We start from the raw sequence: 16,298 nt of genomic DNA, 5'->3' as shown, positions 1-16,298 counted from the left end.
CTCCAGCGCCCGCACTAGGGTAATCACCATGATGCGCCGACGCTCCCTCGCCCTGCTCGCCGCGGCCGGGCTCCTGCTCGCTCCGCTCAGCGCCTGCGCGGCGCTGCCCGGTGGCGCCCATGAGTCCGGTGGTTCGAGCAATGCCGCGGCCAGCCCTGACGTGCAGTCGCTGCCGGCTGAGCCGTTTGATCTGGGCGGCGCGGCGATCGGCGGGGACGGGTCCGTCTCCCGCGCCGAGGCGGCTCCGGGCGACTCCCGCTCGATCACGCGCAGTGCTGACTTGTCGCTCCACGTGAGCGATGTCTCCGGCGCTGCCGATCGCGTCACGTCGATCGCGGAGGCCGCGGGTGGCACGGTCGAGTCGCGTTCAGACAACGCTGCGCTCGGCGCAACTCCGGCGGGCAGCTCGCTCACAGTCCGCGTGCCGTCAGAGCGGCTCGACGCGACGCTTGACGAGCTCAGCGCGCTGGGCGAGGTGACCACGCGCACGGTGACCGCGACCGAGGTCACCACCGAGCACGTCGACCTCACCGCACGCGTCGCCGCCCTGCAGCAATCGATTGACCGCCTCACCAAGTTGATGGCCGAGGCCGACACCACGAGCGAGCTCCTCGAAGCCGAGTCCGCGCTTGCCGCACGCCAGCAGGAGCTTGACGGTCTGAGTGCTCAGCTCAAGTGGCTCGACTCACAGGTTGATCAGGCGACGATCTGGGTCTCGCTCACGAGCCCCTCCGCGCTCCCCGGCGGGCCGACGAGTTTCTGGGACGGCGTGCTCGCCGGGCTCCGCTCGATCGGCGCGGCGGCCTCCGGGGGGCTCGTGGTGCTCGGGATCCTGCTCCCGTGGGCAGCGATCGGCGGCATCATCACCGCGGCGGTACTGCTCATCGTCCGTGCGGTGCGCCGACGCGGACGCCGAGCACACATCGAGGCCCCGGCGGCACCCGGCGTGCCTCACGAGACGGGAACCCCCGTCGCGACGGGCGACGCGTCCACCCCCGCCGCGCCCCGGGACGAGCGGGCGCTATAGGGCAGCGCTGAGCTCTGCGATCGGGATCACGGAGCCGAGAATCCGCTCGGCGGCGCGGTGACCCGACATGAGGGCAGCGGTCACGGTCGCGGGGTCTTCCTCCCACGTGGTCTCCCCCGCGATGTGCAGCACACCACCGATTGGTTCGGCGAGCCGGACATGGTCGGCTCGCTCGGATCCCACCGTCATGTAGGCGTATGAACCGTGTGAGAACGGGTCGTCCTGCCAGTGGGTGATGTGTGCGTGCGCGGGGGCCGGCACATCGGGGCCGTAGATCTCACGCAGGGCACCGAGCACGGACTCGACCACGCGGGCATCGTCCCACTCACGGATCGCCCGCGCGCACGGCCCGGCCGCGAAAGTGAGCAGCGTGGGCTCACCGCTCAGCGCAGTGACGTCGTACCAAGAGTGCCACCAGGTGCCTGCCTCGCCCTGTCGACGGATCGCATACACGCCCTCGTCCCAGAACTTCGCGGGGAACCGGAGAAACACCTTCTCGAAGGCGTTCATCGTGAGCCCCGCGAGCGCGGCGGCATTCGTCTCGGGCAGGGGCGGGGTGATCTCAATTTCCCCGGCCTTGAGCACCCCGACGGGCACGGTCAGCACCGCGTGCGCTGCGGTGAAGCGTTCCCCGCCCGCGGTCACGGTAACGCCGTCTGCACTCCAGTCGATCCCCGTCACAACGGTGTCGAGTCGCACATCGAGCCCGTTCGCGAGCCCTGAGGCGAGCCGATCGTAGCCCTCCGGGAACACCACTTCGTCGCCGTCGACGGCATCGTCGTCGAGTCCGTGCGCGTCGAGATCCGCGATCCACGCACCGTACTGCTCTTCGGTGCGGTGCTGCAGGTACTCGCGTACCCGTTCGCCCCGCTCAGCCTCCCAACCGAGCTCTGCGAGGGTCTCCGCAACGACATCCGCGTACGAGGCGCCCGAGGCGCTGCGCGCCACCGTTGCAACGAGCCGCTCATCGAACGCGGAAACATCGGCGATAAAGGCGTTCGCAGCGTCGTCGCTCAGGCGCTCGCCCGCCGGCCCGTAGTACGCAACCGGCCGACCGCCGGCCTGGAAGCTCCCCATTGTGAACTCAATGTCGGGCATGCCGAACGCCTGCGTGACCGCGTGCACCGCACTGTCATCGATGCCGTGAATCCACGAGGCGCCAAGGTCGGTGACCCGTCCGTCGGCGCGCTCGGTGTGCAGACGGCCGCCCACGCGGTCGCGTGCCTCCAGCACCACCACGCGCTGCCCCGCGCGGGTGAGCAGGCGCGCGGCCGCGAGGCCCGACACCCCCGCTCCCACAACAATCGTGTCGAGTCGGTTCGGGGTGATGGCTGACATGGTGCCCTCCTGCGGGTGGAACGGAGCGGGGTGAGGATTCGATCGGGATCCCGGATCCCGATCGAAAGACGCGGGATCCGGGGTGCGTCGCCGGCCTACTCGTCGGGAACGAGCACCTCGGTGTCGCGGTTCAGGCTCTCGCCGCGGAAGAACGGTTTCGAGTCGGGGCGGAGCCACCAGATCGCCATGAACACAAACCCGATGAGGATCGCGCCAACGCCGATCACGAACGCGCCGCCCACACCGAGGAGCACGGTCTCGCCGTAGTCCTTCGCCCACATGTCGATTGCCGACTGCACGAAGGCGTAGCCCAGCATGAGGCCGCCGAGCGCGGGCAGGATGCCGCGCATCCACAGGTTGCGTGCGCTGTCGCGCAGGGTGTCGCGGAAGTACCAGACGCAGGCGAACGAAGTGATTGCGTAGTAGAGCGCCACGGCGAGGCCCATCGAGGTGAGCGAGTCGGCGAGCATGTCCTCGGACAGGAGTGACATTCCGACGTAGTAGATGATCGCGGCGATGCCCATCACCGTGGTCGAGAACCACGGGGTCTTGAACTTGGGGTGCAGTTCGGCGAACTTCGCGGGGAGCGCGCGGTACACGGCCATCGAGAGGGTGCCGCGCGCCGTCGGCAGAATCGTGGTCTGGGTCGACGACGCGGCCGAGAGCAGCACGCCGAGGATCAGGAACCAGCCCCACGGGCCAAACAGCGCGTTGCCGAGCACTGTGAACACGTCATCGAGGTTCTCGGCGTTCGTGAGGCCGAAGCCGGTGTCGCCAAAGCCGGCGAACATCATCACCGCGACCGAGACTCCGACGTAGAGGATGATCAGCACGACGATGCTCGAGAGCGCCGCGCGGCCCGGGGTCTTGCGCGGGTTCTTCGTCTCCTCGTTGAGGGCGAGGCAGGTGTCCCAGCCCCAGTAGATGAAGAGCGCGAGGAGCACGGCCTGCATGAAGCCCGACCACGAGGTGAGCTCAGCGGGGTTGAACCAGTTCCAGTCAAAGGAGACCGAGCCGGCGTTCGTGCCGGCGCCCGCGTGCATGAGCGCGAGCACGCCAAAGAGCACCATCGCGACGATCTGGATGCCGACGAGCACCATCTGCAGGCGCTCACCGATCTGCACACCGATCGTGCTCACGAAGGTCATGAGCGCCATGAAGACGACGGACGTCGCGATGACGATGCCCCGGTTGGCGGCGAATTCCTCGTTCCCGAGCAGCAGCCAGAAGTACTGGCCCGTGATCTCTCCGACGTTCGCGAGCACCATGATCGAGGCGACGGCCACAGCCCAGCCGCCAATCCAGCCGACCACCGGCCCGAACGCTTTGGTCCCCCACACAAAGGTGGTGCCGCAGTCTGGAATCTCGCGGTTCAGCTCCTGGTAGGCGAACGCGGCGAAGACCATCGGGATACACGCGACGATGAACACGAGCGGGGCCTGCGCCCCGACCGCGACAATCACGTAGCCGAGCGTGGCCGCGAGCGAGTAGAGCGGCGCGGTCGACGCGAGCCCGATCATGGTCGATCCGACAACGCCGAGCGCGCCCTCGTTGAGCCCTTTACCGACGTGGATGTGACCGGTCTCGGTCGCATTGTCCAAGGTGTGCTTCGTCATTGCAGTACTTCTCTCGATTCTGGCGGCGTCGCCAGGCGCTTCATTACGTCACGTGCAGAACTCAATGCCACTGTCATGCACACTGACATTCTGCACCATCCTCGGCACGTTGTGCGCCACTCCGGGACTCAGCGCTCGCCCAGGGGGTGCCCAGCTTGCGTCCGGGCACGCGGGAAGACTCCCCCGTTCTGCGGGTGGAGCACCGCAATTGCAACGAATTCCGCGGCGAAACGCCCCATACGGTATCGGAATCAGCAGCAGAGACACACTGGATCCACGCGAACTCGGTGCGCGCCGCGCTAGTGCGGGGCATCGCGGTGTGGGACACTAAGAGTTGTCACTATCCCCGACGAAGTCACTAAGGAGTGAGTCATTTATGGGCACGTTCGCCGTAATTAACCCGGCTACGGGCGAGACCATCGCCGAGTACCCCGACGCGACCACGGAGGAGATCGAGGCCTCGCTGGCCGCGGCCCAGCAGGCGTACACGGAGTGGGCTCGCAAGACCACCGTCGCCGAGCGCGCCGCACTCGCCAAGCGCGCCGCAGAACTCTTCGACGAGCGCAAGGATGAGCTCGGCGCGATCATCAACCGCGAGATGGGCAAGCCCCTCGAGCAGTCGGTCGGCGAGGCAGAGTTCTCGGGCGCCATCACGGCAGCGTTCGCGGACAACGCCGAGAAGTGGCTCGCAGACGAGGAGCTCGAGGTCGAGGACGGCCTCAAGACCTTCTTCCGCTTCCAGGGCACCGGCGTGATCCTCGGCATCATGCCGTGGAACTACCCCTACTACCAGGTTGCGCGCTTCGCAGTGCCGAACCTGATCCTCGGCAACACCATCGTCCTGAAGCACGCCGCACAGTGCCCCGAGTCGGCACTCGCGCTCGAGCAGCTGTTCCTCGACGCAGGCTTCCCGAAGGGCGCGTACGTCAACATCTTCGCGACGCACGACCAGATCTCGGACATCATTGCTGACGATCGCGTCCAGGGCGTTTCGCTCACGGGCTCGGAGCGCGCAGGCGCCATCGTTGCTGAGCAGGCCGGCCGCGCACTGAAGAAGTGCGTGCTCGAGCTGGGTGGCTCGGACGTCTTCCTCGTGCTCGACACCGACGATCTCGACCACGCGGTCGAGCACGCAGTTGGCGGCCGCATGGAGAACACCGGCCAGGCGTGCAACGGCTCGAAGCGCATTGTCGTCATGGACAAGTACTTCGACGAGTTCAGCGAGAAGTTCAAGGCTGCGATCGCTGGCCAGTCGTACGAGGCTGGCGACTTCGGTCCCATGTCTTCGGCTGCTGCCACCAAGACGCTCACCGCTCAGGTGCAGGGTGCGCTCGACCAGGGCGCCGAGGTGCTCGTGGGCGACAACTCGCCCGAGGGGAACCTCTACACCCCGTCGGTGATCACGAACATCACCCCCGCGATGGACGTGTACAGCCAGGAGCTCTTCGGCCCCGTCGCGCAGCTCTACAAGGTGTCGAGCGACGCCGAGGCAATCGAGCTCGCAAACTCCTCGCCCTACGGCCTGGGTTCCGTCGTGATCTGCGACGACCTGGATCGTGCGGAGCAGGTCGGTAACCAGCTCGACGTGGGCATGGTCTTCATCGGTGGCGCTGGCCTCGAGGGCGCTGACGTGCCCTTCGGTGGCGTCAAGAAGTCCGGCTACGGCCGTGAGCTCGGCAAGGTCGGCATGCTCGAGTTCGCAAACAAGAAGCTCTTCCGCTTCGCCGCGAAGTAAGCCGCACGCGGGGTACACCCCGCGCAGCTAAAGGGGGCCCGGATCTTTCGATCCGGGCCCCCTTTTGAGTTCCGACGCCGCCTAGCGCGCCAGGAAGATCGGCTCGAAGAACGCGGCCACCGCGGCCGGGTCACTGAGCGGCAGCACCGCGGACACGTAGTGGTCGGGGCGAACGATCACCACGGCGCCGTCGCGGCTGATCCCACGCAGATCGAAAATGTCCTCGCCCGGCTTTGCCGCGTAGATCTTTTCGTAGTCGACCAGCTGGAACGGGCCCACGAGCGGCAGGAACAGCTTCGACACCTGCGAGATGTCCACCCCGTGGTGCTCCTGCTGGAACACGGCCTTCACGTCAAACAGCGCATCGATGTCGGCGCCGAGCGGGGTGAAGCGCTGCAGCGGCGAGGCGGTGTTCGAGAGCATCCAGTTCGCCCAGCTCTCCAGCTGCGTGCCCGCGGCGTCCGCGAACGCGTACACGCGGAAGCGCCCATCCGCACGATGGTGGTGGCCCAGGTGCACATCGACGGCGTCCGAGACACGGGTCGTCCGCACCGACTTGAAGCGCTTGCCAATCGGGAACCCGGCCGCAAGCTCCTGATACTCGTTGTCCCCCGTGAGCAGCGACTCCGTGTACTCGGTCATGAAGCCCGCAGGGAACTCGGCGGTCTGCACGTAGAACTCCTCGAGCTCCTTCGGCGACGCGAACTCCTCTGGCTTCTTCGCCATGAGCGTCGACCACTCCTTGTCGAAGTCGATGAGGTTCTTCGCGGTGACGCGGCGCTCGTCGGAGTAGGTCTGCAGCAGCGAGTCAGGGCTCAGGCCCTCGAGCACGTAGCCGAGCTTCCAGCCGAGATTCCAGCCGTCCTGCATCGAGACGTTCATGCCCTGGCCAGCCTTTGCACTGTGCGTGTGGCAGGCGTCGCCCATCAGGAACACGCGCTGCTTCCCATCGGGTGCGGTCTCCGCGTCGTCGAAGCGATCGGTCAAACGGTGCGCCACCTCGTAGACGCTGTGCCAGGGCACGTTTCGCACGTCGAGCGTGTACGGGCTCAGGATCGCGTTTGCCTGCGCGATCACCGCCTCGAGCGGGGTGTCGCGCACCTTGCCGCCATCGTTCTCATCCGTCTCGCCCAGATCGACGTAGATGCGCGCGAGGTGGTTGCCCTCACGTGGGATGTGCAGGATCGACCCCGCCTCCGAATGAATAATGCACTTCTTGCGGAAGTCGGGGAAGTCCGTGACGGCGAGCACGTCCATGACGCCCCAGGCGTGGAGCGAGGTGGAGCCCTGCAGTGAGCCACCGATTGAGCGGCGCACCTGCGAGCGAGCACCATCGGCGCCGATCACATACTTCGCGTGCACCACGCGGGTGGGGCCGACGCTGGCATTGTCCGCGGTGGCCGCGTTGATGCCCGCACCGCTCTGGCCGGTGACCTCGCGCAGCGTGACCGCGACGGGGTACTCCCCCTCACCCACCTCGAGGTCGACGAACTCCCAGCCGTAGTCGATGTCGCCCCGGGTGGGTGCGCGACGCGCGTACTCTGCGAAGTAGTCAATGACGCGCGCCTGGTTGACGATCAGGTGCGGGAACTCGCTGATGCCGTTCGGGTCGTCGTCAGTGTGGCCCGTGCGCGTGATGTGGCTCGGATCCTTGGGATCCGCCGACCAGAACGCCGTTTCGGTGATCTGGTACGCCTCGTCGATGATCGCGTTGGCAAAACCGAAGGCCTGAAAGGTCTCAACGCTGCGGGCCTGAATGCCGTCGGCTTGGCCGAGCACCAGACGGCCGTCGCGACGCTCAACGACGCGCGTCACAACGTTCGGAAACTGCGCGAGCTGCGCGGCGGCGACGATGCCGGCCGGACCCGAGCCCACGATGAGCACATCGATTTCATCCGGCAGCTCACTCGGCCGGTCGAGACCAATGCCCGCTGCCGGCTGAACCCGAGGGTCCGTGGAGACATATCCGTGGTGGTGGAACTGCACTGTTTCTCCTCACTCTGCCGCGCTTCCGCCCGGCGGTGTTCACCATTTGAACACGAAGTTTGAATATCGCACATCTAGGATAAACCGCGGCGCGCGAACACACAACATCCCGCGCCTCAAGTATCAGGCCACAATGGAGGCATGACGACCCCCCGAGAGACCGGCGCACCAACCGCCGGCTCCCAGACCCTTTCGCGCGGCCTGCGCGCACTCGAGATCCTCGCCGATGCGGACTCGCCGATGACCATTACCGAACTCGCCGAGGGCCTCGGCGTGCACCGCTCGAACGCGTACCGAATCTTGCGCACGCTCGAGCAGCACCGTTTCGTCGTGCGCGATGCCGCTGGCCGGATCCGCCTCGGCCCGAAACTCACGGTCCTGGCACGCGGCGTCGCGCCGATGCTCCACACCGCAGCAACGCCCACCGTGTCCGAGCTCGCATACGCACTCGGGATGACGGTGTTCGTCACGGTGCTCGACGCCGACGAGGTCGTGACCCTCGTCTCGGTGGAGCCATCGAACGTGTCGGCAACGATCGCCCGCAACCCCGGCGTGCGACACCCGGTCGATCGCGGCGCCCCCGGCCACGCGATCGAGGCGATCCTCACCCCCGCCGAGCGCACCGCCGCATTCGGAAGCCCCGACCCCAGCGAGGCCGCGCTCGACGCGCGGCGTGAAGGGTTCGCGATCAGCCGCAACGAGGTGATCGACGGCGTCACGGCCATCGCGGTACCGCTGCGCATCGAGGGCGAACCGCCCGCCGCGCTCGCCGTGGTCCACTTCAACCTGCCCGAGTCCGTCGACGAGGTGGTGACCGCGCTCAAGGACGCGGCCGACCGCATCACGCAGAACTACCGTTAACCGCCCGGCAACCCACTAGGATGAATCTGTCCAGCTCGGTCGAGACTCTCAGACCCGGCCGGCTAAGGCGCGCGAAAAAGGGGCGCTGCTGCAGAGCATCGATGCTCTCGCGAGACATACACGGTTCCCACCCATTCAATTCTCTTCATTGAAGGATGCTGTGATGTCTACTCCGTCCACGCTCACGCGTACTCTCGCTGCCGCCCTGGCCCGCCATGCTGATCGCAGCTTCGGCCTCATGGGCAACGGCAACGCCCACCTCATCGAAAGCCTCGCCGACGTTGGCGTGCCGTACACCGCGGTGCGCCACGAGGCCGGCACGGTCGCCGCCGCGGACGCCTACTCTCGCGTGAGCGGCAAGCTCGCGATTGCCACGACCACGTACGGCGCGGGGTTCACAAACACGCTCACCGCGCTCGCCGAGGCCGCGCAGGCCCGTATTCCGATGCTCGTCGTCGTGGGCGACGCCCCGAGCTCGGGCCCGCGCCCCTGGGACGTAGACCAGGAGATGCTCGCTGCCGCGCTGGGCGTGCGCACGCACATGCTCACGGTGACGAACATCGAGCGCACGGTCGACCGCGCGGTCTCGTACGCGATGCGTTTCCGGCGCCCCGTGGTGCTCGGCATCCCGTACGACCTCGTCACTGCCCCTGTTGCCGCACCTGAGACCGGGATCGACATGAGCGACCCTGCGGTTCTCGCAGCACTCTCCGCGTCCGTCGCCAACGCTCCCGCCCCTGCACCGAGCTACGCGGCCCCCGAGGGCGAGCCCATCGCGGCCCTCGCCGGGCACCAGCTTGAGGCCGCAGCCCGTGCGCTGCTCGAGGCCGAGCGCCCGCTCGTGCTCGCGGGCCGTGGCGCCCACGTCTCCGGCGCCGCGGCAGAGCTGGGCCGCATTGCGGACGCACTCGGAGCGCTGACCTCGACGACCGCCCTCTCGCGTGGGATCTTCCCCGTCGCCGAATTCGACCTCGGGGTCACGGGCGGCTTCGGCCAGATCCCCGCGATGGAGGTCATCGCACAGGCCGACGTGGTGCTTGTTGTCGGCGCGGCGCTCAACCAGTTCACCATGCGCTTCGGCGACCTCTTTGGCGCCGGCACGACGGTGATTCGCATCGACGCCGAGCAGGTAGCCGCACCGAAGACGAACCACCCCATCACGCACCTTCTGCTGCAGGGCGACGCGAAGGCCACCCTCACGACCCTGCTCGGCGCGCTCGAGGACGCGGGCGCCCGAACGGGCGGCTGGCGAGACCGCGTCGCGGGTCTTGAGCCGGGCGGCGTGCTCCGTGTGCGCAGCACGGGGCTCGAGGAGCACCCGGACGGGGTGTGCGCAGACGGGCGTCTCGACCCGCGCGCGGTTGCCTCGCGGATCGGCGAGCTGCTGCCCGCGAACCGACACGTCACGACCGACGGCGGGCACTTCCTCGGCTGGGCAAACATGTACTGGCCGGTGGCCTCGCCGGAGCGCATGATCATGGTGGGCACGGCCTACCAGACGATCGGGCTGGGTTTCTCGACCGTTGCAGGCGTCGCTGCCGCGGCTCCGGAGAGCACCACGGTGCTCAGCACCGGCGACGGCGGCGGCCTCATGGCACTGGCCGACCTCGAGACCGCAATCCGCACGGCGCAGAGCGGCGTGATCGTGGTGTGGAACGACGGCGCGTACGGCGCAGAGGTGCACCTGTACGGCCTCATGGGGCTCGATGAGGCGCCGATGCTCATCCCCGATGTCGACTTTGCCGCGCTCGGCTCGGCGCTCGGTGCGCAGGGCGTGCGCGTGGAGTCGCTCGCCGACCTCGACGCGCTCGCGGACTGGACTGCAGCGGGCGCGAGCGGCACGATCCTGCTCGACTGCCGCGTCTCACGCAGCGTGGTCGCAGAGTACCAGCGCGAGATTCAGCGGGTCAACGGGCTCGAGGTGCCCGAGCACTAGGCCGTGGGTGGGCGGCCGGACCCCGGCCGCCCACACGACACTCGGTTGTGCCAGTCGTGCGGGATCACCTAGCGCTCAGTGTTCCAGAGCACGTGCGAGCCGTCTGCCTGGGTCGCCTGCCACACGGCGCCGCACTGCTGCACCTCGGTAATCCCCACATCTTGCAGCAGCAGCATCGAGGCGATGGATCCCGGGGAGGAATCTGCCGCTGAGCAGCCCTCGCTCAACGCGGCGCCGGTCCATGACGCGGCCAGTTCGTCGCCATCCTGAATGAGTCGCACGCGCTCCGCGGCGGCGGGGAAGTCTGCGGGCAGCACCCCGTCGGCGATAAGCCTCTCAAGTTCGGCGGTCGTGGGGGCGGTGTCGCTCGGCCCAGCGGTCGAGGTTTCGCCGCCGTCTCCCCCAGAGTTCGTGTCCTCGCCCGCTGGGCTGCCGCTTGCGCAGCCCGCGAGGAGGAGTACGGCAGCGGCGGCGGCAGTTGCGCCGATCACGCCAGCGCGACGGGTGGTCATGCGTCCTCGAGCCATCTCGGGTCCTCTCATGCGGTGGATCCGATGCTAGCGAGATTGCCTGTGCGCGGCCACTGCACTTTCCGGCAGTGCGCTGGGAGGCCAGGGGCGCGAGTGATCAGCCCACCCGAAACACGGTATGCCGCACCGCGTTGGCCTCGCGCGCACCGTCTGCGAGGAACACGGCGTCCTGCAGAGCGGCCCACGTCGCTGACGCCGCCTCGAAGCGGAGCACGGCCCGAAAGTACACGCCGTCCGGCGTCGCACGCCGAATGCCACTGGCGTGAATGCCGATCAGTTCACCGGCGTCAGTGCGCGCCTCGTAGCGCGCATCGATTTCGACCGTGCCGTCCGCGCGCACGAGTTGCCGGTCCGAGCCACCGGGGAGCACCGCAGCCCGGAGGCCCGCGAACGATTCCCCGATTCCGAGCAGCGTGCCGCCCAGAATCGGGGTGACACGTCGTTCACCGTCGCGAGTCACCCCAAACGTGAGCGGAGCACCCAACGTGACCGCGATCTGACACGCTGGCTTGAGCGAGAGCGGCGACCCCGCGTGCGATGCGGTGATCACGCGCGCGGCTCGACGCTCAGCGAGGTGCGCTCATTCAGCTTCGCAGGATCGAATCCGGCGGCGCGCTTGTAGTCTGCGGCGATCGCCTCGAGCTCAGCCTCGGGAATCACGTCGTGGATGTGCGCGAAGCCCTCGGGAGCACGCTCACGCGCAAGCTGCATCACGCGCTCCGGCCCCGTTTGCCGGGTCATGTCGAGCAGTCGCGCGGTTGCTGGGCGCCGTGCGGCCTCGTACGTCGCGAGTGCGCTGTCGAGATCGGGATCGGGAGCAGCGCCAATCGCGTGCACCAGCGTGCGCGCATCGAGTGTGGCCTGCGAGCCACCGTTCGAGCCGTTCGGGTACATCGCGTGGGCGGCATCACCGAGCAGCGTCATCCGACCAAACGTCCACCGCGGGATCGCATCTCGATCCACCATGGGGTATTCGAGCAGCTCCTCCGCGCTTGCGATGATCGCCGGAATGTCCAGCCAGTCGGTCTCCCAGCCCGCGAAGAGCGCCGCGACCGGGCCGCGCTCCACCTGCCGGTTCCAGTCGGCTGACGGCGAACCTGCCACGCGCCGCTCGGCAATGAAGTTGATGCGCTGCCGCCCGTCCGCGAGCGGCGCGCCCAGCGGGTACGCCACAAACTTCTGCTCGGCATCTCCCATCATGAACATCGTGCGCCCACCGAGGATGGGATCGACGATGGCGGTGCCACGCCAGAGCGTGAGGCCGCTCCACACCGGCGCCCCTTCCTCTGGATAGCGCTGCGCACGCGCCGCCGAGTGGATCCCGTCGGCAGCGACGATGAGCTCAGCCGCAAGCGTGCGCTCACCGTCCGCGGTCTCGAAAGTCGCCCTGCGCCCATCCTCGGCCACCTCGACCAGGCGGTGCCCAAGCCGGATCACGTCGCCGAGCCGCTCTGTCACGAGGTCGCGCAGCAGCAGCTGCAGCTTGCCGCGGTGCACGGAGAGTTGGGGCCAACGGTAGCCGGCCCGTGTGCCGCGCGGTTCCTCCCAGATCAGCTGCCCGCGCCGTGTGTAGTAGGCGAGCGTTTCGGGCTCCACGCCGAGTTCAGCCACCCGGTCAAGAACCCCCAGTTCGTCAAGCTCGCGCGCGGCGTGCGGCAGCAGGTTGAGCCCGACACCGAGGCCGCGGAACTCCGAGCTGCGCTCGGCGATGACGATGTCCGTGTGTCCGGCCGCGTGGAGACTCAGCGCGGTCATGAGCCCGCCGACCCCGGCCCCGATGATGAGCGTCTGCATGGTCGTGTCCTTGTGGTCCGTCGGTCAGGCCCAGGCTGGGCGCGGCACCGAGTCGATGAGCATTCGGGTGTAGTCGTGCTGCGGCGTGCTGAGCAGCGCCTCGGTCGGACCGCTCTCCACGATCTCGCCGCGACGCATCACGAGGGTCTCGTCGCACACCCGCCGCACCACGCCGAGGTCGTGGCTGATGAAGAGAATCGTCAGCCCCTGCTCCGCACGAACGCGGGCGAGCAGATCGAGCACCTGCGCCTGCACCGAGACATCGAGCGCGCTTGTCGCCTCATCCATCACGAGCAGTTGCGGCTCGATCGCGATCGCGCGCGCGATGGCCACGCGCTGTCGCTGCCCGCCCGAGAGGGTCCGCGGCAGCGCCTGCGCGTGCTCCGCCTGGAGCCCGACGTCGTCAAGCAGCGCGAGCGCCCGGCGCGTCGCTTCCGCCGGCGTCAGCCCGGTGTGCAACCGAAGCGTGTCCTCAATCGCGCGGCCCACAGGAATGCGGGGATCGAGCGAAAGGTAGGGATCCTGGAACACCATCTGGGCGCTGCGCGCGCGGGCCAGCCGCGCGTCCCGCCCCTTCGGCACCGCGGTGCGCTCGGCGCCGCCGATCCGCAGCACGCCCGAGTCTGCCTGCTCGAGCCCGATGATCATGCGCGCGAGGGTGGACTTGCCCGAACCGGACTCGCCCACGACGCCGAGGGATCCGCCGCGCGGGATCGTGAGTGACGCATCGCGCACCGCGTGCACCGCCTCGCGGCCACGCGGGTGGTAGGTCTTCGAGAGCCCCTCCACGAGCACCAGCGGGGAGTCGCCCCCTGCCGCGGCCGCACCCTCGGAGGCAACGCCGGCACGCGACGCCACAGTTTCCGCCGGGTCGACCTCGACGCTCGGCGTCGCCGCGATGAGCCGCTTCGTGTAGTCGGCGGTCGGCGCTGTGAATATCTCACGTGCGCCGCCCTGCTCGACGACGCTGCCGCCGCTCATCACGTACACGCGATCGCAGATCGAGGCGGCCAGGTTGAGGTCGTGCGTGATGAAGAGCATGCCCATGCCGCGCGCCGCGCGCTGCTCCTGGAGCACCTGGATGATCTCGGCCTGCGTGGTCACGTCGAGCGCGGTGGTCGGCTCATCGCAGATGAGCAGCTTCGGCTCGCTCGACAGCGCGCCGGCAATCATGACGCGCTGCAGCATGCCGCCCGAGAACTCGTGCGGATACTGTCCCAGGTGGTCCTCGGGTCGCGGGAGCCGAACGGCGCGAAGCAGTTCGAGCGCCTTGATGCGAGCCGCACTCGACGAGACCCCTTGGCACAGCCGCAACGACTCGGTCATGTGGTCGCCGATCGTGCGCATCGGGTTGATCCCCGCTCGCGGATCCTGGAAGATCATCGCCGCGCTCGAGCGTCGCACCGACAGCAGCTCGCGCTTCGAGGCGCCGAGCACTTCCCGGCCATCGCAGCTCACGCTGCCCCCGGTGATCGCCCCGCCGGGAAGGAGACCGAGCACAGAGCGCGCGGTGAGCGACTTCCCCGAGCCGGACTCCCCCACGAGGCCAATCGTTTCGCCTGCCTCGACGCGAATCGAGATGCCGTCGAGCAGGCGCTTGCCGTTCGGCAGGTCAAGGGTCAGGTCTTCGATGTTGAGCAGTGTCATGCGGACACACCCCCTCCGATTCGTTCCGAGAGTTCCTCGCCGATGATGTTGACGGCAACCACGACGATGACAACCGCGATCGCCGGCACCACCGCGGGCAAGAAATGCCCGCCAGCGATGCCTGGCTGCGCCTCGTTGATCATCGCGCCCCAGTCGGCCGTGGGCGCCTGGACACCGAGGCCCAGGAAGGAAAGGCCAGCGAGCTCGGCGAGCACGTAGCCGAAGTTGAGCGTCGACTGCGCGCCGACGATGGGCACGACGTTGGGAAGCACGCGTCGAAGCGCGATCCAGGAGCCGCTGAAGCCCTGCACCCGGTACGCCGCAACGTATGGACGGTTGCGCTCGGCGGTGATGAGCGAGCGCGTCAGGCGTGCGACGAAGGGCGCGTAGGCGAGGCTCATCGCGATGACCGGGGCGACGAGGCCCTTGCCGAACAGCGCGACAGCCATGATCCCGATCAAGAGCGCGGGGAACGCGAAGATCACGTCGAAAATGCGCCCGAGCACGGCGTCGACCCACCCGCCGCGCCACGCGGCGAGGAGGCCGAGCAGGATGCCGACGATCGTGGAGAACACGACAACGAGCAGCGGGCCAAGGAGCGCGGTGCGCGCGCCCCAGATCATGCGGCTGAGGATATCGCGGCCGAGACCGTCGGTGCCCAGCCAGTGGGCGGCGGTCGGCCCGCCGTTGAATGCCATGAAATCGACCGCGTCGGGGTCGTAGGGAGCAACAAACGGGGCGAGTGCCGCGGCGAGCGTCACTGCGCCGAGCACGATCACGCTGGACAGAAAGAGCCAGCTCGAGCGTCGCACTCGCGGCGCGCGCATCACGCGCACCGCGGTCGTGGGATTAGGGATCGTCATCGCGCATCAGCTCCTGCGGCGGCACGGGGGTCAATGAGGGGTTCGAGCAGGTCGACCACAGCGTTCACCACGACAAAGGCGGTGACGACAAGGAGGACAATCATCTGCACAACCGGGAAGTCGAGTCGGTCGACCGACTGCACGAGCAGCGAGCCCAGCCCCGAAATACCGAAGGCGGACTCAACGATCGTGCTCGCGACAAGCAGACCCGCGACAAGCAGGCCGCTCACCGTGACAATCGGGCCGATCGAGTTTCGGAAGACGTGGCGGCGGATCACCGTGCCGCGCTTGATTCCGCGGCTCAGTGCGACCTCGACGTGTTCGCGGCCGATCTGTTCGACCATGGAGGACCGTGTCACCTTGCCGATCAGCACGACGAAGGAGATGGCCAACGCGAGGGAAGGCAGGAACAGGTGGTACACCGTGTCCCAGAAGCCGGTTCCCGAGCCGAAGGTCGGGAACCACCCGAGCGTCACGGCAAACACCGAGATGAGCACGATGGCCCCAACGAACGAGGGGATCGCACCGAGCACCGTGAGGAAGATCAGCGTGGCCCGGTCGGCAAGCTTTCCCTTGTTCAGCGCAGCGATGACGCCGGAGCTGATGCCCACGATCGCGATCATCAGGCCGGCCATGACGACGAGCCCCAGGGTGACAGACAGGCGGTCGCCAATGACCGTCGATACATCCTGACGGAATTGCAGGGAGCGGCCGAAGTCGCCCCGGAAGATACCGAACAGCCAGTTAAAGTACTGCTCCCAGGGGGGCAGGTTGAGTCCATACTGCTCAGTCACCGCGACAACCGCTTCCGGGCTCGGCTTCCGCCCGCGCAAGAGGAACCGGACGGGATCGCCCGGAACGATAAAGCGCGAGAAGAAGACGAGCAGGGAAGCGAGAAACAGCGTGAGCAGGAGCGCACCCAGTTTGGATGCGATACGGCGCACGTACATCATCGTCGTTTCTCC

General features: G+C 67.9%; 13 protein-coding genes. 4 read left to right on the top strand and 9 right to left on the bottom strand.

What is annotated here, in order from left to right; all coding sequences use genetic code 11:
- Positions 1–28 precede the first annotated feature (28 nt).
- On the top strand, positions 29–1,027 hold the full coding sequence (locus ACR81A_RS06015; RefSeq protein ID WP_440313005.1) for a DUF4349 domain-containing protein: 999 nt from the start codon (positions 29–31) through the stop codon (positions 1,025–1,027).
- Here the strand turns inward: ACR81A_RS06015 and ACR81A_RS06010 are convergent.
- On the bottom strand, positions 1,022–2,365 hold the full coding sequence (locus ACR81A_RS06010) for a flavin monoamine oxidase family protein (protein ID WP_440313004.1): 1,344 nt from the start codon (positions 2,363–2,365) through the stop codon (positions 1,022–1,024). The genes ACR81A_RS06015 and ACR81A_RS06010 overlap by 6 nt on opposite strands.
- A gap of 95 nt (positions 2,366–2,460) precedes the next feature.
- Entirely contained in the window at positions 2,461–3,981 is a 1,521-nt protein-coding gene (locus ACR81A_RS06005; RefSeq protein WP_440313003.1) for an APC family permease, read from the bottom strand.
- A gap of 376 nt (positions 3,982–4,357) precedes the next feature.
- On the opposite strand from ACR81A_RS06005, the gene ACR81A_RS06000 reads away from it, so the two are divergent.
- Complete coding sequence (locus tag ACR81A_RS06000) at positions 4,358–5,716, top strand: NAD-dependent succinate-semialdehyde dehydrogenase (protein ID WP_202382070.1); 1,359 nt, start codon at positions 4,358–4,360, stop codon at positions 5,714–5,716.
- Positions 5,717–5,797: 81 nt separating this feature from the next.
- Here ACR81A_RS06000 and ACR81A_RS05995 read toward each other — a convergent pair whose 3' ends face one another.
- Complete coding sequence (locus ACR81A_RS05995; protein WP_440313002.1) at positions 5,798–7,702, bottom strand: FAD-dependent monooxygenase; 1,905 nt, start codon at positions 7,700–7,702, stop codon at positions 5,798–5,800.
- A 141-nt stretch (positions 7,703–7,843) separates the two neighbouring features.
- Between ACR81A_RS05995 and ACR81A_RS05990 the strand changes: the two genes are divergently transcribed.
- Both ACR81A_RS05990 and ACR81A_RS05985 read left to right on the top strand, forming a co-directional pair.
- Positions 7,844–8,563, top strand: a complete 720-nt coding sequence (locus ACR81A_RS05990) for an IclR family transcriptional regulator (protein ID WP_440313001.1) — start codon at positions 7,844–7,846, stop codon at positions 8,561–8,563.
- Between the two features lie 163 nt (positions 8,564–8,726).
- The gene (locus ACR81A_RS05985; protein ID WP_440313000.1) at positions 8,727–10,499 is read left to right on the top strand and encodes a thiamine pyrophosphate-binding protein; all 1,773 of its coding nucleotides are present in this window, start codon (positions 8,727–8,729) and stop codon (positions 10,497–10,499) included.
- 68 nt (positions 10,500–10,567) lie between these two features.
- On the opposite strand, the gene ACR81A_RS05980 is transcribed toward ACR81A_RS05985, so the two are convergent.
- The 6 genes from ACR81A_RS05980 to ACR81A_RS05955 all read right to left on the bottom strand — a co-directional run bounded on the left by ACR81A_RS05980 (position 10,568) and on the right by ACR81A_RS05955 (position 16,286).
- Entirely contained in the window at positions 10,568–11,011 is a 444-nt protein-coding gene (locus tag ACR81A_RS05980) for a hypothetical protein (protein ID WP_202382066.1), read from the bottom strand.
- A gap of 115 nt (positions 11,012–11,126) precedes the next feature.
- The gene (locus ACR81A_RS05975) at positions 11,127–11,579 is read right to left on the bottom strand and encodes a DUF3237 family protein (protein ID WP_202382065.1); all 453 of its coding nucleotides are present in this window, start codon (positions 11,577–11,579) and stop codon (positions 11,127–11,129) included.
- Positions 11,576–12,823 carry a flavin-dependent oxidoreductase gene (locus ACR81A_RS05970; RefSeq protein ID WP_202382064.1) on the bottom strand — a complete coding sequence of 416 codons (1,248 nt, stop codon included), beginning with the start codon at positions 12,821–12,823 and terminating at the stop codon, positions 11,576–11,578. Before ACR81A_RS05970 ends, ACR81A_RS05975 begins: the two co-directional genes overlap by 4 nt.
- 24 nt (positions 12,824–12,847) lie before the next feature.
- Complete coding sequence (locus ACR81A_RS05965; RefSeq protein ID WP_202382063.1) at positions 12,848–14,470, bottom strand: dipeptide ABC transporter ATP-binding protein; 1,623 nt, start codon at positions 14,468–14,470, stop codon at positions 12,848–12,850.
- Positions 14,467–15,333, bottom strand: a complete 867-nt coding sequence (locus ACR81A_RS05960) for an ABC transporter permease (protein ID WP_202382062.1) — start codon at positions 15,331–15,333, stop codon at positions 14,467–14,469. The genes ACR81A_RS05965 and ACR81A_RS05960 overlap by 4 nt, the downstream gene beginning before the upstream one ends.
- Positions 15,330–16,286 carry an ABC transporter permease gene (locus ACR81A_RS05955; RefSeq protein WP_440312999.1) on the bottom strand — a complete coding sequence of 319 codons (957 nt, stop codon included), beginning with the start codon at positions 16,284–16,286 and terminating at the stop codon, positions 15,330–15,332. The genes ACR81A_RS05960 and ACR81A_RS05955 overlap by 4 nt, the downstream gene beginning before the upstream one ends.
- Between the last annotated feature and the right edge of the window lie 12 nt (positions 16,287–16,298).

It is taken from the genome of Leucobacter chromiireducens (assembly GCF_051993095.1).
Taxonomy (GTDB): domain Bacteria; phylum Actinomycetota; class Actinomycetes; order Actinomycetales; family Microbacteriaceae; genus Leucobacter; species Leucobacter chromiireducens.
This window is presented reverse-complemented; position numbering and strand designations above follow the sequence as displayed.

Coding starts and splice junctions, on each gene's coding strand:
- ACR81A_RS05955 (WP_440312999.1), bottom strand. CDS start 16,286: ATGATGTACGTGCGCCGTATCGCATCCAAACTGGGTGCGCTCCTGCTC.
- ACR81A_RS05980 (WP_202382066.1), bottom strand. CDS start 11,011: ATGACCACCCGTCGCGCTGGCGTGATCGGCGCAACTGCCGCCGCCGCT.
- ACR81A_RS05965 (WP_202382063.1), bottom strand. CDS start 14,470: ATGACACTGCTCAACATCGAAGACCTGACCCTTGACCTGCCGAACGGC.
- ACR81A_RS06005 (WP_440313003.1), bottom strand. CDS start 3,981: ATGACGAAGCACACCTTGGACAATGCGACCGAGACCGGTCACATCCAC.
- ACR81A_RS06000 (WP_202382070.1), top strand. CDS start 4,358: ATGGGCACGTTCGCCGTAATTAACCCGGCTACGGGCGAGACCATCGCC.
- ACR81A_RS06015 (WP_440313005.1), top strand. CDS start 29: ATGATGCGCCGACGCTCCCTCGCCCTGCTCGCCGCGGCCGGGCTCCTG.
- ACR81A_RS05970 (WP_202382064.1), bottom strand. CDS start 12,823: ATGCAGACGCTCATCATCGGGGCCGGGGTCGGCGGGCTCATGACCGCG.
- ACR81A_RS05990 (WP_440313001.1), top strand. CDS start 7,844: ATGACGACCCCCCGAGAGACCGGCGCACCAACCGCCGGCTCCCAGACC.
- ACR81A_RS05960 (WP_202382062.1), bottom strand. CDS start 15,333: ATGACGATCCCTAATCCCACGACCGCGGTGCGCGTGATGCGCGCGCCG.
- ACR81A_RS06010 (WP_440313004.1), bottom strand. CDS start 2,365: ATGTCAGCCATCACCCCGAACCGACTCGACACGATTGTTGTGGGAGCG.
- ACR81A_RS05985 (WP_440313000.1), top strand. CDS start 8,727: ATGTCTACTCCGTCCACGCTCACGCGTACTCTCGCTGCCGCCCTGGCC.